A 19,914-nucleotide genomic window follows, 5' to 3' on the forward strand; every position below is an offset into this window, starting at 1 on the left:
CCCGGCTGTCGCGCCCCGGGGACGATGCTCCGACCTCGCCGGAAACGGCTGCCGACGGCGACCTCCCGGCGTGAGCCAACGTCAGCGACAGACCGACGGCGACGCGGCCGACCGACGGCAGGGCAGGGCCCCTCACACAAGCGCACGCAGGCCGCCGGACACCCGATCGACCTCCACTGCCGAGCAGTGCCCACCACCAGGAAGAGAGATGGCTCCCAGAATCACCGACGTACCGTCAGAGCACGCCCTGACCACGAGTGTCCTCACTTTCGGGGACACCGGCCGGCATCGGGGCACCCACGCGGATGAGGACCGGTGCACTCCCGACGACTTCGCGGGGCACGGCCGTCACCGCCGGCCTGCCGGCATGTCCCTGGTACCGCCCACAGCGCTCCTCAGGAGCGGCGACGACGCGACGGCAGGCGTGCACAACCGGAACTGACCGCCGTCCGGCCGGGGCGGCCGACGAAGCCGCGGTCCTCACCGCGGTGGCCTCGCCCCCGGCAACAGCCCCGTACCACCGCCCTGGGCCGCACGGCGCACCGCGCGTCGGCCCTGACCAGCCGGTGACTCCGCCGAGGGACCCTCCTCGGTCCATCACGGCGGCCGAAACGGCCGTCGACACGACAGACAGGACATACACATGCACTTCGGGATCTTCGGCGTGGGTGACGTGGCACGCGACCCGCTCTCCGGACGGACTCCGACGGAGCACGAACGGATCAAGGCACTCGTGGAGTACGCGAAGCTGGCCGAGGACGTCGGTCTGGACGTCTTCGCGATCGGCGAGCACCACAATCCGCCTTTCGTCCCGTCCTCCCCCACCACGCTGCTGGGGCACATCGCCGCACGGACCGAACGGATCCTGCTGTCGACGTCCACCACGCTGATCACCACCAACGACCCGGTGAAGATCGCCGAGGACTACGCGACGCTGCAACACCTCGCCGACGGACGGGTCGACCTGATGCTGGGCCGTGGCAACACCGGACCGGTCTATCCCTGGTTCGGCCAGGACATCCGCAACGGCATAGAACTGGCGGTGGAGAACTACGCCCTGCTGCACCGGCTGTGGCGCGAGGACGTGGTGGACTGGTCCGGACGGTTCCGTACCCCGCTACAGGGATTCACCTCCACTCCGCGCCCCCTCGGCGGTGTGCCGCCCTTCGTCTGGCACGCCTCCATCCGTAGCCCGGAGATCGCCGAACAGGCCGCCTACTACGGCGACGGCTTCTTCCACAACAACCTCTTCTGGCCCAAGGAACACGTCCGCAGGCTGGTCGACCTCTACCGGAGCCGCTTCGAGCACTACGGACACGGACCGGCCGACCACGCCGTCGTCGGCCTCGCCGCGCACCTGTTCGTACGCCGGAACTCGCAGGACGCCGTACGGGAGTTCCGTCCCTACTTCGACGGCTCGGCCGCGTACGGGAACGGTCCGTCGCTGGAGGACACGATGGCCCGGACGGCGATGGTCGTCGGGAGCCCGCAAGAGGTGATCGAGCGCGTTCTCGCCTACCGCGAACACGCGGGCGGCGACTACCAGCGGCAGCTGTTCAACGTGGACGGCATCGGCGTCCCGCACAAGACCGTACTGGAACAGATCGAAATACTGGGCGAGATCGTGCCCGTCCTGCGCAAGGAGTTCGCCAGGAACCGGCCCGAGCACGTCCCGGACGCCCCCACGCATCCCTCCGCGGGCGCGGCGGCCGGAGTCGCACCCGGTGAGGTCGGACGATGAAGCGCACACTCGCCGTCGTATCGGCCGGACTGCGGCTACCGTCCACGACCCGGATGCTCGCCGACCGACTCGCGGCCGGCGTCCGCGAGGAGCTGGAGGGGCGCGGCGCACAGGTCGACGTCGACGTCGTCGAGGTGCGTGACCACGCGCACGACCTGGTCGACCACCTGATGGCAGGCTATCCGGCACCCGGCCTCGGGCGCGCGTTCGACGCCGTGACGGCCGCGGACGGCCTGATCGCGGTGACGCCTGCGTTCACCGCCGCGTACAGCGGGTTGTTCAAGATGTTCTTCGACTGCCTGGAAGACACCGCTCTGGTGGGCAAGCCGGTGCTGGCAGCCGCCACCGGCGGCACCGGGCGGCACTCACTCGTCCTGGACCACGCGGTGCGCCCCATGTTCGCCTACTTGCGCGCCGTGGTCGTGCCCACGGCGGTGTTCGCCGCGACGGAGGACTGGGGCCCCGGCAGGGGGGACACCCAGGACCCGCTGGTGCGGCGCATCGGGCGAGCCGCCCGGGAACTCGCCGACGAGGTGGCCCGGCGTGAGGCGCCGCCCGCCACGGATCCCCACGACGACCTCGTGCCGTTCTCTCGTCTGCTGCAGCACGGGGGGTGACGCGGGCGCACCCTGTGCGGGCGGCTGTCCTGGCGCGACGGGGGCGCGGGACAGTCCGGCCGGGCGAGAGCGAACGGCGAGCCCCCGTCGTGGCGGCCTGCGGCGGCAAAGGCGCCCGGCCCCTGATGACTGATGAGCCGACTGATCACTCGGCAGGCCCGGCCGCGCCGGAGCACGGCGACACCTCACCACTCCGCGGCACCGCCGTCGGCCAGGTAGTCCGTGCCGGTGATGTACGCCGTGTGGTCGACGAGCGTCTTGCCGGTGATATCGCGTCCCGTGCCGCCTGTCGTCGCCGGGATCCCGCTCACTGGCCGGCGTGCAGACGGGCCCGGGACTGACGGCCACGGCGAGCATTCGGTGCGGCGCCCCTTCGAGCGCGAGCTGTCTCGTCCTTCCGATGACGCCGGCGTCGGCCGGGGTGTGCACGACTCGTCGGCCGCCGCATGACCGCGTTGTCGTACACCCCCTTGAGCCCGCCGTAGGCGCTGACAGCACCCTCGGCCCACTGCCGCGCCTGCCTTCCCGCCGAGCATTCCCGTCGGAAGTCTCCCCGTCGGACGCGCCGGGACCGCACTCACAGGCGAACGCGGCGGGGCGCGGTGCGACGCGTATCACCCTGTCGGCGCCTCGTCCATCAGACAGACCTGTCTAGTATGGAGAAGGTTCATTTACCAGACCGAGAGTGGGACCCATGAGAAGCACGACGCAGCGACCCGCCGCCGCACGCCACCCGGTGAGGCGGTCTCCCGCGCACGGAGCCCCGCGGCGCGGGGGCCTAGGTCCCCTCGCCTCCCTCGGACTGCTGGCCTCGATCCTCGTGTCCCTGCTGGCCTCATCCAGCGCGCCGACCCCCCTCTACGCGATCTACCAGGCGCGCTGGGGCTTCTCGCCGATCACTGTCACCGTCGTCTTCGGTGTCTACGCCGTGGCCGTGCTGGTCGCGCTCCTGGTCTTCGGGAAGATCTCCGACCACGTGGGCCGGCGGCCGGTGCTGTTCGTGGCCCTGCTCGCGCAGATAGCGGCCATGGTGGTGTTCGTCACCGCCGGTGGCGTGGACGCGCTGCTGGCCGCCCGCGTCGTCCAGGGACTGAGCACCGGGGCGGCGGTCGGCGCGCTCGGTGCCGGAATGCTCGACCTCGACGCGCGCAGGGGCGGTTTCCTCAACTCCTTCGCGCCCACGATCGGAACCGCGAGCGGCGCCCTGGTCTCCGGGCTGATCGTGCAGTATCTGCCGGCCCCGACCCACCTCGTCTACTACGTGCTCCTCGGCGTGTTCGCCCTGCAGGCGCTGGCCGTGACCCGCCTGAAGGAGACCGTCAGCCGCGAGCCGGGCGCGCTGGCCAGCATGGCCCCCGAGTTCAAGCTGCCCCGTTCCGCCCGGGCGTCGGTGGCGATCGCCGCACCGGTGATGTTCGCGGTGTGGGCACTGACCGGCCTGTACGGCGCGCTGGGCCCCGCTCTCACCCGGACTCTGGTGCACTCCACCTCTGTCGTGTGGGGAGGGCTGCCCCTGTTCGTACTCGCGGGCTCCGCGGGTACGGCCGTCGTCCTCATGCGCAACGTGGCGACGCGGAGCGTCATGCTGATCGGCATCGGCTCGCTGGTCGTCGGTGTGACGGTCACCCTCGTGTCCATCGCCTCGGGCGCCGGCGGCGCCCCGTCCGTGGTCGGCTTCTTCATCGGCGGCGCGATATCCGGCTTCGGCTTCGGCAGCGGATTCCAGGGGGGCATCAGGCTGGTCGTGCCCCAGGTGGAGCCGCACGAGCGGGCCGGGGTGCTGTCCCTCCTCTACGTCGTGTGCTACGTGGGACTGGGTGTGCCGGCGGTGATCGGCGGCGTCCTGGTCGTGCATGGCGGCGGCCTGGTGCAGACGGCCAGGGAGTACGGCATCGCCGTCATCGCGCTGGCGCTCGTGGCGCTGACCGGCCTGGTGCTCAGCGGCCGCCGGGTGGAGCACGTGGCAGTCGTCCGGCCGGGAACCGGCGCCGCTTCCGAGCCCGCGTGCCTCGCGGAAACCACGTCACAGCCGTGAGGCGGGCGTCACGCTAGGCTAGACAGGTCTGTCTGAGAGGGTGGTGGGCATGGAGGCCAGAACCGCGACGAAGCTTTCCGCGCGTGAGCGTTTGCTCGAGGCGGCCGACGACCTCTTCTACCAGGAGGGGGTGCAAACCGTCGGCATCGACCGTGTCATCGCGCATGCCGGGGTGGCGAAGGCGTCCCTCTACAACACCTTCGGGAGCAAGGAGGGGCTCGTCTGCGCCTACCTGGAGCAGCGCTTCGACCGCGTGAAGAACCGGATCAGCCGGACCCTGACGCGCTTCCGCACCCCCCGTGAGCAGATACTCGGCGTCTTCGACGCCCTCGGCGAGGCGTTCACCGACCCCGGATACAACGGGTGCGCGTTCGTCCGGGCCAGCGCCGAGACGGCCGAGGACAGTGCCATCCGCCACGCCGCCGAGAGCTACCGGTCGTGGGTGCGTGAACTGTTCGCCGAACTGGCCGCCGCGTGCGGGTACGCCGAGCCGGATGAGCTGGCCCGACAGCTCCTTCTGCTCTACGACGGTGCGGGTCAGGCCGCGCGGATGGACCGTGACCCCGCCGCCGCCACCACCGCCCGCGGTGCGGCGGCGGCCCTGCTCGAGGCGGCGCCGCTCGCGCGCTGAGGTTGCGCCACCGGCTGTTGTTCACCCTTGTCCGATGAGTTGGTTGAGCGGCGTGACTCATTGCGGGTCCGAGGGCAGCGGTGGCGTCACGGACGAGGCCGGCCCTCCCCCTGGGCAAGTACCGCGGCGTCCCGGTGGAGGCGTTGCGCGGCAAAACTCGTCGTCGACGCCATACGTCCACCAGCGAACCGGTCCAGGCGTTCCTGCCCGCGCGGGTCGGGGAAGTCGTCGCGTGTCCCGTCGACTTCCCACCAGGGGTTCCGGGCTCCCGCGTGGTCAAGGCGTTCAACCGCATGAGCTACCACGACCTCGAGGACGAAGCCCGGCCCACCGGGGCGGCCGACCGCGAGGCGATCGCCCTCGCCGGTGACGACCCCGACGACGGCGCCGTGGTCGCGCATCTCAACCACGCCCTCGGCTTCGACCCGAAGCTCGGTGAAGCCGGGGTGTCGTCAGCGCCCTGATCAGGATACTGGTGCGGGTGAGCTGGTCGGCACCGCCCACGGCGGTGACGGCTCGCGCGGAACCTCCCGGCCGCCGAATAATTGGTATCACCGGACATGCGGGGGAGCACTCTCGACGACCGGTCGATGACCGTCGGCGACCAGCATCTCGCCGGAGGGAGCCGTCTCGTGACGAGCAGCGGCGCAGCACCGGATCAGCGGCGGCGGAGCGAGCCCGGGGACACGCCCGGAACGGAACTCGGCCACGCCCTCCACCGCGCCGCCGGTGCGGCCAGGCACCGGTTGAACGCCGTGTCGGCGGGTGTCTACCTGCTGGACGAACGCCGCGGCGGACTTCATCTCGCGCTGGCCGACGGAAGTCCGCCGTCTCTGTTCACACTGCCGGGGCGGATGGAACTGGACGGGCCCGCCGCCACGGTACGCGCCGTCCTGACGGGGGAAACCGCCGTACTGCTGGACCCGGATCCCGCCGACGCGCGCCGGGGACACCATCTGCCGTATCCCTACGTCGCCGCGGCGGCCCCGGTCGTCGTGGGCGGCCGGCGCTTCGGCGCCCTGACCGTGCTGCGGCTGGAGACGGACGGCGCCTTCACGACTGCCGAGCGCACGGAGCTGCGGGGCCTCGCGGACCGGCTGGCCGTGGTACTGGCCGGGCTGGCCGACGACGGCGTGGCCGTGGCGGCCGGTCCGATGCCGGTGCTGGTGCCACCGGGACGTGACGACCCTCGCGCATGTGTGCGCGTACCGGGCTGGGGGCTGGATGACATCCCGGGCTCCCCGGGCACGAGCATGATGTTCCCGCTGCGCCGCCTGGCGGAGCTGCTCAACCGGGCCACGACCATCGAAGAGGTGGTGCAGGCCGCCCGGTACTGCGTCATGGACCCGTTGCGCGCCCGGGCGCTGGCGCTGGTGACGGCCCTCGAGGGCCGGCTGTGGGTCCTCGGTCACAGCGGTGCCTCCTCCGGCATGGCCCGCGCTCTGCACGGCGCCAGGATGGACGACCGGACACCGGCGGCGGAAGCCTTCCGCGGACGCCCGGTGTTCCTGGGCGGGCACGCGCGCACGGGTTCCTTCTCGGCCGACGAGTCGCGAGCCGAGCTGTACCTGCCGCTCACCGGCGACCGGCAGTTCATCGACCTGGCGCTCGGCGACAGCGGGCACGTGGTCGCGGTGTGCTGCCTGGAGTTCTCCGGGCCGCGCGGCTTCCCGCCCGAGGAGAGGGCCCTTCTCGGCATGATGGCCGGGCTGCTGGGAGCGGCGGTGCGCCGGATCGAGCTGAGCGCGCAGCAGCGGGCGATGAGCGAATGCCTCCAGCGTTTCCTCCTGCCCTCCCGGCTCTCGGACCTGCCGCGACTGGCCACCGCGGCGCGATACCGGCCCGCCGGCGTCACCACCCGGGTGGGGGGTGACTGGTACGACGTGATCACGCTGCCCGGGGACCGGGCCGTGCTGGTCGTCGGTGACGTCGAGGGACACTCCGTGGAGAGCACCGCCGTCATGGGGCAGATGCGGACCGCGGTGGCCTCCTACGCCGCCGAGGGCCACCGTCCCGCCGCGGTGATCGACCGGACCGCCAGGCTCCTGGCCGCCCTGGGCACCGACCTCACCGCGACCTGCTGCGTCGTCTCGCTGGACACGCTGGACGGCACCGCCGAGGTGGCCCTCTCCGGGCACCCCCCGCCCCTGGTGCGACGGCCGGACGGGAGCATCGGCGTCCTGGCCGCTCCCGCCAACCTGCCGCTGGGCGTTCCCACGGCGGACGCCTGTCAGGCACGCGAGCACCGCCTTCAGTGCGGCTCGGTCCTGATGCTGTACACGAACGGCCTCGTCGGCTGGGACGCGCCCGATCCGCAGGCGCGTCTGCACGCGCTGCTCGACGCCGGCGGCGGCGCTCCCGCACCCGATCTGGAACAGCTCGCCGACCTGGTCGTCGAGGACGGCTCCACGCCACAGCAGCGCCGCGACGACGCCGTCCTGCTGCTGGCGCTGTACGGCGGGGCAGCGGGGCAGGAGGAACCGCGGGTGGGCAGCCTGCACATCCAGCGCCGTGACCTGCTCGGGGTGCGGGCGGCGCGCACGTTCGTCCAGGACCAGCTGGGTGACTGGGGACTGGAGGAGATGTCGGAGCCGCTGGAGCTGGTCGTCTCCGAGATCGTCACCAACGCGCTCATCCACGCCGGCAGTGACGTGGACGTGCGGCTGCGGGCCTTCGACGACCACCTGCGGCTGGAGGTACGGGACTCCGACAGCAACCCGCCGATCCCCTCGTCGCTGTCGATCGGCGAGGAGGAGAACGCGGAAGCGGAACACGGGCGGGGTCTGCTGATCGTGGAGGCCCTGGCCGACACGTGGAACAGCTCGCCGAACGGACAGGGCAAGACGGTGTCCCTGACACTGCCCATCACCGGGCGGTGAGCGGCCTGGCGCCACGCGGCGGGCGCCGGGTCCTGAACCCATCGCCGCCGGTGAACGGTCGGCCCGGTTGGGCCGGGGCGAGCGCGTGTCTCCGCACCGGGAGGCCGTGAGACGGAGTGGAGGGGCGGGCGGGGTGACGAGGCTGGGCCGGCCGGACTCGTCCGTCCTGGCGTCGCGCCGGTCGCTGCGGCCAGCGGGTCGCCGAAGCCGGCAGGCGTCACGCGTCGCGGGCCTCGTCGGCCGCGGGGCGCACGTCCTCGTCCGGCACCCACCGAGAGTGCTCGCGCGCCGCCCAGCACCTGCTCACGTACCCGGACCTCATCCCCAGCCGTGCCTCTGGATCCCGGTAGGCCTTGCGCATGTGTCCGAGCAGGACGAACGTGATGGCCCAGGCCAGGCAGTCGTGGACGAAGATGGCGCTGGTGCGCGAGATGTCCGGCAGGAATCCCATGAACCACATGAGCAGTCCGGTGAACATCATCACGAGCACCGCACCCGCGATCCAGCCGGCGTACAGCTTCTGACCCACGTTGAACTTTCCCGCCGGTCGCGCCGCCGGCGACGACAGACGCCTGCGTGCAGCGCGCAGCCACTGCCGGTCGTACACGGCGAAACGGTTCAGCCGGCGCAGGTCCGCGCGGAACTCGCGGGAGAAGAGCCCCAGCAGGGTCGGCGCCGGCAGCAGCACACCCGACCATTCGTGGAGCGTGATCATCAGGTACCGCCGCCCGACGAGCTGGGCGACGGGGCCGAGGTACAGACAGGCGGCGGTCAGCAGGCACACCAGCATCAGCCACCCGGTGGTCCGGTGCACCAGGCGTGGGGCGAGGGCGAACCGGCGGACCCTGCCGCCTGTTTCATGCCGCGCGCCGGCCGGCGTCGTCGAGCCAGCCGTCGATGGCATATCCGCGCTCCTCCCAGTAGCCGGGAACGACCTTGTCGGTGACCGAGATACCGGACAGCCACTTGGCCGACTTGTAGAAGTACATCGGGGCCACGTAGAGGCGGACCGGCCCACCCTGGGCGTGGCTGATCGGTTTGTCCTGCAACGTCAGCGCGATCAGCACGTCCGAGCGGCGCGCCTGCTCCAGGGTGAGACTCTCGGTGTAGGCACCGTCGAAGCAGGTGAACCGGACGGCCTTGCCCTCGGAGCGCACTCCGGCGGCATCCAGGAGATCCGCCAGCTTCACGCCCGTGAAGGGCGTGTCGTTGACCCGCCATCCGTCGGTGCACACCACGTCGTGGACGACCCGGCTCTGCGGCAGGTCCCGCAGCTGCGGCAGCGAATAGGTCGTCGGCCGGTCGACCAGGCCGTCGATCCGCAGCGTGTAGTTGGTCTCGTCCTTGCGCGGCACCGAGCCGACCACGCTGTAGTACCGGAAGCCGCCCGGGTTGGGCAACAGGCCGGTGATGCCCGTCGCGTCCACCTGTGAGGCGGACGAGAGGAATCCCTCCCAGCCGCGTTGCAGATACGGCGCGGCGGCGAGCCCGGCGGCGCCCGTGGCGAGCATGCCCAACAACGCGCGCCGGCCCACCGGCGCTCCTTCACGATCCTGGTCCGGCCCTACCGCCATGTCTGTGCTCCTTCGCCGTGGCAACGGTCTTCACGGCGCGCTTCCCCCATGACGCAGGCTCTGCCAACCGGTGTGGTCACACCACGTCAACACCGTCACCTGTTTAACAGGTTAGGATGGTGGCACGGCGGCGCGGAGCCTGTCAACGAGATGTGTCAGCCGAGCCTGGTCACCTGATAGTGGGAGATGTACCAGCGGTCGGAGACGCGCTTGAGAACGATGCTGAGAGCGACGTGGATGGCCGGCCGGTCGGTGAAACGGAAGTCGACGTCGAGATACCCGAGGAGGACGTCGTCCGCGAGGCTCCGCGTCTCGAGCACCTGGTACTCGGCGGTCAGCCCGATCGGCTGGGAGTCGTAGTACGCGGCGACCCCCGGACGGCCCACGCTGTAGGGACGAAGCCCCTGGAAGATGGCGTCCTCGGTGAAGAGCGCCGCGACCTTCTCCGGCTCGTGCGCGTCGACCGCGCTCTTCCACTGGTCCACGACGCCGCGCAGGACGGCTTCGGGTGCTGCTGTGCCGCTCATCGGTCTTCTCCTCCGGTGGGGCCCGGGTCGTTGGGGTGTGACTGCAGGGCGGTGATCTCGGCCGTCATCCACGGCCACAGGGGCAGGGTGCCGAGCACCTTCTCACGCAGGCCGGCCTCGTCGTCCGCACGCCACACCCCGATGCTGCGCAGCTCCCCGACCGGGCGCCACAGCCGGAACAGGTGTCCGGTGGCGGCCAGTTCCCCGGCCCGGACGGATTCGGCCGCACGTCGCCGGTCCACCTCGGCGACGTCGGTGCCCTCGGGCACGGTCGTGGTGAGCACGACCAGGAATTCCTTCATCGTCATTCGTCCTCTCAGGTACTTCGGGACCGCGGGACTTCACGGTCTGCCCGGAGCGGGATGTCCCCAGGGCGCCGGAGCTGCATCGCTCGGTGAGAACATGGTCGGCCGGTCACCGCCGGACGGCGCGGTAAGCATCCGGCGCCGTCCCGTCCGGCCGAGCCGTCCCGGACCTGTCGGCGGCCGGGCGACGGCGCCGACAGGTGTGTCCGGTGCTCCGGTCAGGCGGCGGTCCGGAGGGCGGCGGCCATCTTCACGACGCGCTCGGCTTGGATGGCGGCGGCGAGGCGGGTGGTCTCGCCGACGGGCTTGGTGCCCTGGCCGTCGGCGTGGGAGGTGCCGTAGGGGTTGCCGTCGACGAACTTCTGCGGGTCGGTGAAGCCCGGCGTGACGATGATGCCGCCGAAGTGGTGCACGGAGTTGTACAGGGCCAGCAGCGTGGACTCGTGGCCGGCGTGGTCGGTAGCGGTGGAGACGAAGCCGCTGTACACCTTGTCCGCGAGCTTGCCCTCGGCCCACAGGCCACCGAGCGTGTCGATGAACTGCTTCAGCTGCGAGGAGACATTGCCGAAGCGGGTCGGCGTGCCGAAGACGACGGCGTCGGCCCACTCGATGTCCGCCGTGGTGGCCTCGGGGACGTTCGCGGTGGCCGCGTGATGGGCGGCCCAGGCCGGGTTGGAATCGATGGCCGCCTGCGGGGCCAGCTCGGCCACCTTCAGCAGGCGCACCTCGGCACCCGCCTTCACACCGGCATCGTGCAGCTCCTGCGCGATCTCGGCGATCGTACCGGTGGACGAGTAGTAGACGATGGCGAGCTTGATCGGAGTGGACACGTGGGGTTCTCCATTCGGGGGATGGGCGGCGACATTGTTAGCCGACCGGCCACCCAAGCTAGACGACCGGTCTACTAGAGTCAACGTCGTCTCGGGGCCGCTCAAGGCGGGTCCCAGCTGTGCTGTCCCGGGACGCATCCCCGCGGACCCCAACCGGGAGCCGGTCGAGCGGCTCTGGCACGCCGTCCCCGCCTTCCCGACGATCAGCGAGGTGTGGCTGCGGCTGTTGGAGACGTACCGGGATGCCGACGAGAAGCAGCCCCCGCGTATTCGGCGGCTGCTTCCGCACGTCTCCGGAGATGTCGGGAACCTCTCCTCGATCGGCCACCGGAATGCCAGACGACCGGTCATCTGTTGGCCATGGCGTACTCACGGCACCTCGTTCCTCCGTGGCGAGTCGGCCGTGCCCGCGGGCGCCATCGCGGCGCAGCGCCTGAGCGAATGAGCACGACATGAGCCATCACTCCACCCACCGCCCCGGCCCGGCGTCCTCCCCCCGGCCGGGCACCAGCTGCCGTTGTGAGGGCACCGTCCTCCTCGACGGTTCGGTCACCGTTCCGGTCACCCTGTCCTTCCACTACGGGAGCGACGAGCCCTACGCCGTGCGGATGGTGGTGGACTCGGGTGTGACGCCACCGGTGGAATGGGTGTTCGCACGGGATCTGCTGGCGGAGGGACTGTCGAGGCCCGCCGGTCTCGGAGACGTACAGACGTGGCCCGCGCCACGTCGCCCGCACCTGCTGGGCGCGGGACGGGGCGCGCTGCACATCCGGATCAGCTCGCCGACCGGCACCACCATCGTGTCCGCGCCGGCCACCGCGCTGCGGCGCTTCCTGGACCGCGCCTACGGCCGCGTGGCGGCCGGCGCCGAGAGCGGCATGCTGCGGCTGGACGAGTCCCTCGCCGGTTGGATGCGCGGGACCGGCCGAAGGACGGAATGACGGCACCCGGGGAGGCCCCGCGCGGTGGGGCGCCTATCTCCGTGTACCGGGGACGCGGTTCACCGGCCCGTCGTGGCCCCGGCTCCGGTCTCCGCGCTCAGCACGACGTCCGGCATGGTGTGCGGGAAACCGGTGCGGAGCGCGAACGCGGTCAGCCCCGCGGCCGGCACGACGGCGGCGGCCAGGAGCAGGGGGCCTGGCGGTAGCCGTGGTGGAGCAGGGGCGTCGCCACCAGCGGGCCGAGGATCTGTCCGAAGGAGTACCCGGCGGTCAGCAGGGCCACGGCGCGCGGGAACCGCAGATGCGTACCGGCCGCCAGCGCCAGCGTGCTCACACCGATGAACGTGGAGCCGAACAGCACCGCGGAGATCAGCGCGGGCGCCACTCCCCCGACCAGCGCGGGCAGGGCGATGCCCACGGCCTGGACACCGAGCGCGGCCGGCAGCAGGTCCGGCCCGGACCAGCGCGTCCCAGTCCGGCCCACACGGCGGAGGAGGGGATGGCCGCCAGGCCCACCACCACCCAGGCACCGCTGCCGATCCAGCCGGGTGGGATCTGGTTGATCGCCGCGACCAGGAAGGTACCGGCGATGATGTGGCCGATGCCTTCCAGCGTGTAGGACGCGAACAATGCGTCGAACCAGCGGCGGGTGCGCGGCCCGCTCGTCCGCGCACCCGGAGCGGACGCCCCAGGGGTCTGCCGGGCGGCGGGCTCCGGACGCAGGCCCCACGCGGCGATCGTGAGCGCCGCGGCCGGCGCCGCGGAGGCCCACCACGCGGCCTGCCCGTTGCCGACCGTGCGCAGTCCGAGGACGAGGAGGCCCGACAGGGCGATGCCGGACCCGACCCCGCCGAACGCCCAGCCGGACAGGTGGGCAGGATGCTCGTGCAGGTGGCTGAGCAGGGAACTCACGGCGATCACGAAGATCACCGCGCTGAAGAAGCCCGCACCGAGACGGAACAGCAGCCATGCGACGCCGCTGCGGGTCAGCGGCATTCCCGCCAGGGTGGCCACCAGCGCGCGCAGACAGCCGCGCAGCATCACCCGGGAGCACACCAGCCGCGGGGCGAAGGTAACGACGAGCGCGCCGGCCAGGTATCCCCCGTAGTTGGCGGTAGCCAGGTCCGCTCCCGCCCCGGCCGACAGACCGGCCTGCGCCTGCATCAGCGGGAGGATCGGGGTGTAAACGAAGCGGCCGACACCCATCCCGGCCGCCGGCGCGGCGGCGGCCCGGAAGACGTGTACCCACGGCGAATCCGCGGGCCTCCCCGGGCCGGGGCCTCGACCGACGAGGACCCGGTGACCGGCCGCCGGCCGACACCGGGAGCCATCGGCACGACGTTCCGCCTGCTTCCCATGCGGTCAGGCCGTGCCCGCCGCCCGGCGCAGTTCCAGGAAACGGTTTGCTCGCTGCGGGGAACCTGAGCCTCCCCAGAGGCGGGACACGTGCCATGAGCTGCTCCGCACGTGTTCCGCCGGCGGCACACGTCGCGTCCGGGGACCGAAGCGTTTGCGCCCCGCCGCGATGAAATGCCGTCCTGTCGGAGGCGCGCCATGATTGGGCAGTTGCTCGGTCGGTGACGTTCGCCCCGCCGGTCTCGGGACGGGCACTGCCGCCGCCCCGCCGACCGGAGGCCGGGCGCACGCGACACCCCCGCCCGCGCGGTACGCCGGGGCCACCAGCACGCCTCCGGCGGTGCCCACGGTGGTCCCGGGCACGCACACCTCATTTGCCGCGCTGAAACAGGTCCGGGCGGGAGTGCTGGACGTCGGATACGCGGAGGCGGGCCCGGCGCACGGGCCTGTGGTCATCTGCCTGCACGGCTGGCCGTACGACATCCACAGCTCCGTCGACGTGTCGCCGCTGCTCGCGGCGCGGGGCTACCGGGTGGTCGTCCCCTTCCTGCGGGGAACGGAACCACGCGGTTCCTCCCCTCCCGGACCTTCCGCAACGCACAGCCGACGACGCCACGTTCGCGCGTACCGCCGCCGCGTTCGACAACCCCGACTACGCGGCCACGCCGTCGCCTCCGCCGAGCACACCGCCCACCGAACCCCCCGCCACGCAGTCCCCACCGCCGACGGAGCCGACGCCGCCCCCCTCCGACCCTCCGCCCCCCTCCGACCCCCCGACCCCGACTCCCACCCCGACCGACGCCGAGACGCCGACCCCGACGGACAGCTAGGAGGAGCCGGGAAGGCGCGGCCTTTCAGCGGAGCGAGTCGGGTGGGTGGGTGGAAAACGTCGTTACGAGGTCGCCGGGTCGGCCGGGTGGGGCGCCAGCAGGGGCAACTGCGACGCCAGCCGCGCTTCGCACAGCTCGGCCAGACGGTCGTACCCCGCCTTGCCCATCAGCTCCGTCAGCTCCGCCCGGTAGGACACGTACACCGGCTCACCCGCGCCGTGCGCCGACGTCGCCGAGGTGCACCACCAGTGCAGGTCGTGCCCGCCCGGGCCCCAGCCCCGGCGGTCGTACTCCCCGATGGACACCTGCAGCACCCGTGTGTCGTCCGGCCGGTCGATCCAGTCGTACGTCCGCCGGATCGGCAGCTGCCAGCACACGTCCGGCTTGGTCTCCAGCGGCTCCCGCCCCTCCCGCAGCGCCAGGATGTGCAGCGAGCAGCCGGCCCCGCCCGCGAACCCCGGCCGGTTCTGGAAGATGCACGACCCCTGGAAGGGCCGCGTCTGCCGGGAACCCTCCTCGTCCTCGGAGACCCACCCGTTCCGCGTGCCCTCGTCATGGTGCTGCCAGATCTCCGGCGTGAGCCGCGCCACGTGCTCGGCGACCCGCTGCTCGTCGTCCTCGTCGGAGAAGTGCGCCCCCAGCGTGCAGCACCCGTCCTCCGCCCGGCCCGCCTGAATGCCCTGGCAGCCACTGCCGAAGATGCAGTTCCAGCGAGAGGTCAGCCAGGTCAGATCGCAGCGGAAGACCTGCTCGTCGTCCGCCGGATCAGGAAACTCCACCCAGGCGCGGGCGAAGTCGAGCCCCTTCTCGTCGCCCATCATCGCCTCCACGGAGGTTTTGGCGGCCTTACGACCTTTGTCCGCCTTGTCAGCCTTCGCCTTTTTCGTCTTTGGCACCCGTCCAGGGTAAGTGGCCCGGCGCCGCATCGGGGACCGAGGACGGACGTTCTGGCAGTAGCGTTCCGTACATGAGACTCGGTGTCCTGGACGTGGGTTCGAACACGGTGCATCTGCTGGTGGTGGACGCCCACCCCGGCGCGCGCCCGCTGCCCGCGCATTCCCACAAGGCCGAACTCCGGCTCGCCCAGCTCCTCGACGACAGCGGCGCCATCGGCGACGAAGGCATCGAACAGCTGATCGCCGTCGTACGGGACGCGCTGCAGGCCGCCGAGGACAAGGGCGTCGAGGACCTGCTGCCGTTCGCGACCTCCGCCGTCCGCGAGGCCACCAACGCCGACGACGTCCTCGCGCGCGTGGCCGACGAGACCGGCGTACGACTCCAGGTCCTCACCGGCGCCGAGGAGGCCCGGCTCACCTTCCTCGCCGTACGCCGCTGGTTCGGCTGGTCCGCCGGAAAGCTGCTGGTCCTGGACATCGGCGGCGGCTCCCTGGAGATCGCCTTCGGCATAGACGAGGAACCGGACGCGGCCGTCTCCCTCCCGCTCGGCGCCGGCCGCCTCACCGCCGGCTGGCTGCCCGGCGATCCGCCCGCCCCGGAGGACGTCCGCGCCCTGCGCCGCCACGTCCGCACGGAGATCGCCCGCACGGTCGGCGAATTCAGCCGCTTCGGCGCCCCCGACCACGTGGTCGCCACGTCCAAGACCTTCAAACAGCTCGCCCGCATCGCCGGCGCCGCCCGCAGCGCCGACGGCCTCTACGTCCAGCGCGAGCTCAAGCGCGAGTCCCTGGAGGCCTGGGTCCCGCGCCTGGCCGGCATGACGATCGACCAGCGCGCCGAACTCCCCGGAGTCTCGGACGGGCGGGCCGGCCAGCTCCTCGCGGGCGCCCTGGTGGCAGAGGGCGCGATGGACCTCTTCGGCGTGGAGAAACTGGAGATCTGCCCGTGGGCCCTGAGGGAGGGCGTCATCCTCCGGCGCCTCGATCACATGGGTTCCGCGTAGCGCCCCGACAGGGGCGCGGGGAACGGCGCGACAAGCCACAAACGACCCGCACCCGCCCGAATGGCATACCTCACAACGGCGAATAGGCACCCAACACCGGCACCACCCGACGCCGTAAGGTGACGGACGTGGCTGAACCAAGGGACGTGGACGTGCGCATCGCGCTCTCGACCGCCTCCGTCTACCCGGAGTCGACGGCGACGGCCTTCGAGATCGCCGCGCGCCTCGGTTACGACGGCGTCGAGGTCATGGTGTGGACCGACCCGGTCAGCCAGGACATCGAGGCCCTGCGTCGCCTGTCGGACTACCACGGCATCCCGATCCTGGCCGTCCACGCCCCCTGCCTGCTGATCACCCAGCGGGTCTGGTCCACCGACCCCTGGGTCAAGCTCCAGCGGGCCCGGGCGGCGGCGGAGAAGCTGGACGCCTCCACCGTCGTCGTCCACCCGCCCTTCCGCTGGCAGCGGCAGTACGCCCGGGAGTTCGTCGACGGGATCTGGCGGATGGCGAACGAGACGGACGTACGGTTCGCCGTCGAGAACATGTACCCCTGGCGCTACCGCGACCGCGAGATGCTCGCCTACGCCCCCGACTGGGACGTCACCACCGACGACTACCGGCACTTCACGATCGACCTCAGCCACACGGCGACGGCCCGCACCGACGCCCTGGGCATGATCGACCGCATGGGGGACCGGCTCGGCCACGTCCACCTCGCCGACGGCCGGGGCTCCGCCAAGGACGAGCACCTGGTGCCCGGCCGGGGCACCCAGCCCTGCGCCGAGCTGCTGGAGCGCCTGGTGCACACCGGCTTCGACGGGCACGTCGTGATCGAGGTCAACACCCGGCGGGCGATGTCCGGCGCCGAGCGCGAGGCCGACCTCGCCGAGGCCCTGGAGTTCACGCGCAAGCACCTGGCCGCGGCGGCCGTACGGGTGAGCCGCCGATGACCGCCACCCCGCCGGCGAACGACACCGCCCCCGAGCCGCCCGCCCGGCGCCGGGGCCGACCCCCAGGCGGCGAGTCCGCCGGCACCCGGGACCGGATCCTCGCCGCCGCCCGCGAGGAGTTCTCCGCGCGCGGGTACGAGAAGACGTCCGTACGCGGCATCGCCAAGGCCGCCGGCGTGGACTCCGCGCTCGTCCACCACTACTTCGGCACCAAGGAGCAGGTCTTCGAAGCGGCCATCGAGGTCGCCTTCGCCCCCGCGCTGAACGCGCCGGAGGCGGTCGCCGACGGCGCCCTGGACGGCGTGGGCGAGCGGCTGACCCGCTTCGTCTTCGGCGTCTGGGAGAACCCCACGACCCGTACGCCCCTCCTCGCCATCCTCCGGTCCGCCGTGAACAACGAGACCGCCGCCGCCGTCTTCCGCCGTCTCGTCGCCTCCCAGCTGCTGCGCCGCATCGCCGCCCAAGTGGACCTGCCGGACGCGGAGCTGCGCGCCGAGCTGGCCGCCGCGCAGATCGTGGGCACGGCGATGATGCGCTACGTGATCAAGCTGGAGCCGCTGGCCTCGGCGGACCTGGAGCAGATCATCGCCCGGGTGGCGCCGGTCGTACAGCACCACCTGACGACTCCGTGAAACGCGCGTCCCGCGATGCGGACACCACGTCCCGCCAGCTGGATGAGCGGCGTACGCTCGACAGCAGCCACATCCGTCTGAAGGAGCGAGCGACGATGCCCGAGCTGAGGTCCCGCACAGTCACCCACGGCCGCAACATGGCGGGCGCCCGCGCCCTTATGCGCGCCTCCGGTGTACCCGGTGCGGACATCGGCCGGAAGCCGATCATCGCCGTCGCGAACTCCTTCACCGAGTTCGTGCCGGGCCACACCCACCTCCAGCCGGTCGGCCGGATCGTCAGCGAGGCGATCAAGGAGGCCGGCGGCATCCCGCGCGAGTTCAACACGATCGCCGTCGACGACGGCATCGCCATGGGCCACGGCGGCATGCTGTACTCCCTGCCCTCCCGCGACCTGATCGCGGACTCCGTCGAGTACATGGTCGAGGCACACTGCGCCGACGCCCTGGTCTGCATCTCCAACTGCGACAAGATCACCCCGGGCATGCTCATGGCGGCCCTGCGCCTGAACATCCCGACGGTCTTCGTCTCCGGCGGCCCCATGGAGTCCGGCCGCGCCACCCTCGTGGACGGCACGGTCCGCACGCTCGACCTGGTCGACGCGATCTCCGACGCCGTCAACGACAAGATCTCCGACGAGGACATCCTCCGGATCGAGGAGAACGCCTGCCCCACCTGCGGCAGCTGTTCCGGCATGTTCACCGCCAACTCGATGAACTGCCTGACCGAGGCCATCGGCCTCTCCCTGCCCGGCAACGGCTCCGTCCTCGCCACCCACACCGCGCGCAAGCAGCTCTACGTCGACGCCGCCCGCACGGTCATGGACCTCACCCGCCGCTACTACGAGCAGGACGACGACACCGTCCTGCCCCGCAACATCGCCACCTTCCAGGCCTTCGAGAACGCCATGGCCCTGGACATCGCGATGGGCGGCTCCACCAACACGATCCTGCACCTGCTGGCCGCCGCCCAGGAGGCGGGCGTCCCGTTCGGCCTCGACCAGATCGACGCCGTCTCGCGCCGCGTGCCCTGCCTGGCCAAGGTGGCCCCCAACGTCGCCAAGAACCGCACGTACTACATGGAGGACGTGCACCGCGCCGGCGGCATCCCCGCCCTCCTCGGCGAACTGCACCGCGCCGGCCTGCTCAACGAGGACGTGCACGCCGTCCACAGCCCGTCCCTCGCCGACTGGCTGAAGACCTGGGACGTCCGCGGCGGCTCCCCGTCCCCGGAGGCGGTCGAGCTGTGGCACGCGGCCCCCGGCTGCGTCCGCTCCGCCGAGGCCTTCTCCCAGTCCGAGCGCTGGGAGGCCCTGGACGACGACGCCGAGAACGGCTGCATCCGCTCCGCCGAGCACGCGTACTCCAAGGACGGCGGCCTGGCGGTCCTGCGCGGCAACCTCGCCGTGGACGGCTGCGTGGTCAAGACGGCCGGCGTGGACGAGTCGATCTGGACCTTCGAGGGCCCGGCGGTCGTCTGCGAGTCCCAGGAGGAGGCCGTCCAGCGCATCCTCACCCAGGAGGTCAAGGACGGCGACGTGGTCGTCATCCGCTACGAGGGCCCCAAGGGCGGCCCCGGCATGCAGGAGATGCTGTACCCGACCTCGTACCTGAAGGGCCGCGGCCTCGGCAAGACCTGCGCCCTGATCACCGACGGCCGCTTCTCCGGCGGCACCTCGGGCCTCTCCATCGGCCACGCCTCGCCCGAGGCGGCCTCCGGCGGCACGATCGCCCTCGTCCAGGACGGCGACCGCATCCGCATCGACATCCCGGGCCGCACGATCGAGCTGCTGGTCGACGAGGCCGAGCTGACCCGCCGCGAGCAGGCCCTCAACGGCGTCTACGCCCCGAAGAACCGCGAACGCAAGGTCTCCGCCGCCCTCCGCGCCTACGCTGCGATGGCGACGAGCGCGGACAAGGGCGCGGTGCGCGACGTGTCCCGCCTGGGCTGAACACCGGCGACAAGGGCCGCTCCCGGTCGGGGCGGCCCTTCGCCGTACCACCGGGTCGTTTGTCGTCTGGGCGCAGCGGGCGGTTCGTGGTCTCCAGCGTGATCGGGGCGTTTGCCGTCCGGGCGCAGCGGGCGGTTCGTGGTCTCCAGCGTGATCGGGGCGTTTGCCGTCCGGGCGCAGCGGGCGGTTCGTGGTCTCCAGCGTGATCGGGGCGTTT

Annotated in this window: 18 protein-coding genes and 2 pseudogenes; 12 read left to right on the forward strand and 8 right to left on the reverse strand. The window is 71.8% G+C overall.

Translation table 11 applies throughout. From position 1 onward, the window contains the following. Positions 1–643 precede the first annotated feature (643 nt). Together AB0L21_RS36895 and AB0L21_RS36900 are read left to right on the forward strand one after the other, a co-directional pair. Entirely contained in the window at positions 644–1,741 is a 1,098-nt protein-coding gene (locus AB0L21_RS36895; RefSeq protein WP_365788471.1) for a CE1758 family FMN-dependent luciferase-like monooxygenase, read from the forward strand. Further along, positions 1,738–2,358, forward strand: coding sequence for a CE1759 family FMN reductase (locus AB0L21_RS36900; RefSeq protein ID WP_365788472.1), 621 nt, complete (start codon positions 1,738–1,740; stop codon positions 2,356–2,358). Before AB0L21_RS36895 ends, AB0L21_RS36900 begins: the two co-directional genes overlap by 4 nt. Positions 2,359–2,543: 185 nt before the next feature. On the opposite strand, the gene AB0L21_RS36905 is transcribed toward AB0L21_RS36900, so the two are convergent. After that, positions 2,544–2,669 (reverse strand): hypothetical protein, encoded by a 126-nt coding sequence (locus AB0L21_RS36905; RefSeq protein ID WP_365709996.1) that lies wholly within the window; start codon positions 2,667–2,669, stop codon positions 2,544–2,546. Positions 2,670–3,052: 383 nt separating this feature from the next. Here AB0L21_RS36905 and AB0L21_RS36910 point away from each other — a divergent pair, with 383 nt between their 5' ends. The 4 genes from AB0L21_RS36910 (at position 3,053) to AB0L21_RS36925 (ending at position 7,903) form a co-directional block, all read left to right on the forward strand. Continuing rightward, positions 3,053–4,393, forward strand: a complete 1,341-nt coding sequence (locus tag AB0L21_RS36910) for an MFS transporter (protein ID WP_365788473.1) — start codon at positions 3,053–3,055, stop codon at positions 4,391–4,393. Positions 4,394–4,442: 49 nt separating this feature from the next. Then, positions 4,443–5,024 (forward strand): TetR/AcrR family transcriptional regulator, encoded by a 582-nt coding sequence (locus AB0L21_RS36915; RefSeq protein ID WP_365788474.1) that lies wholly within the window; start codon positions 4,443–4,445, stop codon positions 5,022–5,024. A gap of 293 nt (positions 5,025–5,317) precedes the next feature. Then, entirely contained in the window at positions 5,318–5,488 is a 171-nt protein-coding gene (locus tag AB0L21_RS36920; RefSeq protein WP_365788475.1) for a hypothetical protein, read from the forward strand. A gap of 96 nt (positions 5,489–5,584) precedes the next feature. Then, the gene (locus AB0L21_RS36925; protein ID WP_365788476.1) at positions 5,585–7,903 is read left to right on the forward strand and encodes a SpoIIE family protein phosphatase; all 2,319 of its coding nucleotides are present in this window, start codon (positions 5,585–5,587) and stop codon (positions 7,901–7,903) included. A 217-nt stretch (positions 7,904–8,120) separates the two neighbouring features. On the opposite strand, the gene AB0L21_RS36930 is transcribed toward AB0L21_RS36925, so the two are convergent. From AB0L21_RS36930 to wrbA, 5 genes are all read right to left on the reverse strand, one after another. After that, positions 8,121–8,807, reverse strand: a complete 687-nt coding sequence (locus AB0L21_RS36930) for a cytochrome b/b6 domain-containing protein (protein ID WP_365788477.1) — start codon at positions 8,805–8,807, stop codon at positions 8,121–8,123. Next, a complete protein-coding gene (locus AB0L21_RS36935) occupies positions 8,761–9,477 on the reverse strand; it encodes a molybdopterin-dependent oxidoreductase (RefSeq protein WP_365709982.1) in 717 nt (238 codons plus the stop codon). The genes AB0L21_RS36930 and AB0L21_RS36935 overlap by 47 nt, the downstream gene beginning before the upstream one ends. 155 nt (positions 9,478–9,632) lie before the next feature. Continuing rightward, on the reverse strand, positions 9,633–10,004 hold the full coding sequence (locus AB0L21_RS36940) for an SgcJ/EcaC family oxidoreductase (RefSeq protein ID WP_365709980.1): 372 nt from the start codon (positions 10,002–10,004) through the stop codon (positions 9,633–9,635). Then, positions 10,001–10,306 (reverse strand): muconolactone Delta-isomerase family protein, encoded by a 306-nt coding sequence (locus AB0L21_RS36945; RefSeq protein WP_365710005.1) that lies wholly within the window; start codon positions 10,304–10,306, stop codon positions 10,001–10,003. The genes AB0L21_RS36940 and AB0L21_RS36945 overlap by 4 nt, the downstream gene beginning before the upstream one ends. A gap of 221 nt (positions 10,307–10,527) precedes the next feature. After that, positions 10,528–11,139 carry an NAD(P)H:quinone oxidoreductase gene (gene wrbA / locus AB0L21_RS36950; RefSeq protein WP_365709978.1) on the reverse strand — a complete coding sequence of 204 codons (612 nt, stop codon included), beginning with the start codon at positions 11,137–11,139 and terminating at the stop codon, positions 10,528–10,530. A gap of 452 nt (positions 11,140–11,591) precedes the next feature. Here wrbA and AB0L21_RS36955 point away from each other — a divergent pair, with 452 nt between their 5' ends. Beyond that, positions 11,592–12,080, forward strand: coding sequence for an SsgA family sporulation/cell division regulator (locus AB0L21_RS36955; RefSeq protein WP_365709976.1), 489 nt, complete (start codon positions 11,592–11,594; stop codon positions 12,078–12,080). A 59-nt stretch (positions 12,081–12,139) separates the two neighbouring features. Here AB0L21_RS36955 and AB0L21_RS36960 read toward each other — a convergent pair. Beyond that, positions 12,140–13,286: pseudogene (locus AB0L21_RS36960) on the reverse strand (YbfB/YjiJ family MFS transporter). A 352-nt stretch (positions 13,287–13,638) separates the two neighbouring features. Here AB0L21_RS36960 and AB0L21_RS36965 point away from each other — a divergent pair. Further along, positions 13,639–14,039, forward strand: a pseudogene (locus AB0L21_RS36965) (alpha/beta hydrolase); the annotation flags it as partial. Positions 14,040–14,328: 289 nt separating this feature from the next. Here the strand turns inward: AB0L21_RS36965 and AB0L21_RS36970 are convergent. After that, the gene (locus AB0L21_RS36970) at positions 14,329–15,162 is read right to left on the reverse strand and encodes a hypothetical protein (protein WP_365788478.1); all 834 of its coding nucleotides are present in this window, start codon (positions 15,160–15,162) and stop codon (positions 14,329–14,331) included. A gap of 71 nt (positions 15,163–15,233) precedes the next feature. Here AB0L21_RS36970 and AB0L21_RS36975 point away from each other — a divergent pair, with 71 nt between their 5' ends. The 4 genes from AB0L21_RS36975 (at position 15,234) to ilvD (ending at position 19,697) form a co-directional block, all read left to right on the forward strand. After that, positions 15,234–16,166 (forward strand): Ppx/GppA phosphatase family protein, encoded by a 933-nt coding sequence (locus tag AB0L21_RS36975; protein WP_365788479.1) that lies wholly within the window; start codon positions 15,234–15,236, stop codon positions 16,164–16,166. A 128-nt stretch (positions 16,167–16,294) separates the two neighbouring features. Next, positions 16,295–17,116: a sugar phosphate isomerase/epimerase gene (locus AB0L21_RS36980; RefSeq protein WP_365788480.1), complete on the forward strand. Its 822-nt coding sequence runs from the start codon at positions 16,295–16,297 to the stop codon at positions 17,114–17,116. Then, positions 17,113–17,748 (forward strand): TetR family transcriptional regulator, encoded by a 636-nt coding sequence (locus tag AB0L21_RS36985; RefSeq protein WP_365788481.1) that lies wholly within the window; start codon positions 17,113–17,115, stop codon positions 17,746–17,748. The genes AB0L21_RS36980 and AB0L21_RS36985 overlap by 4 nt, the downstream gene beginning before the upstream one ends. Before the next feature lie 95 nt (positions 17,749–17,843). Further along, a complete protein-coding gene (gene ilvD / locus AB0L21_RS36990) occupies positions 17,844–19,697 on the forward strand; it encodes a dihydroxy-acid dehydratase (RefSeq protein WP_365699253.1) in 1,854 nt (617 codons plus the stop codon). Positions 19,698–19,914: the final 217 nt, after the last annotated feature.

The sequence above is a fragment of the Streptomyces sp. NPDC052721 genome, from assembly GCF_040678315.1.
GTDB lineage: Bacteria > Actinomycetota > Actinomycetes > Streptomycetales > Streptomycetaceae > Streptomyces.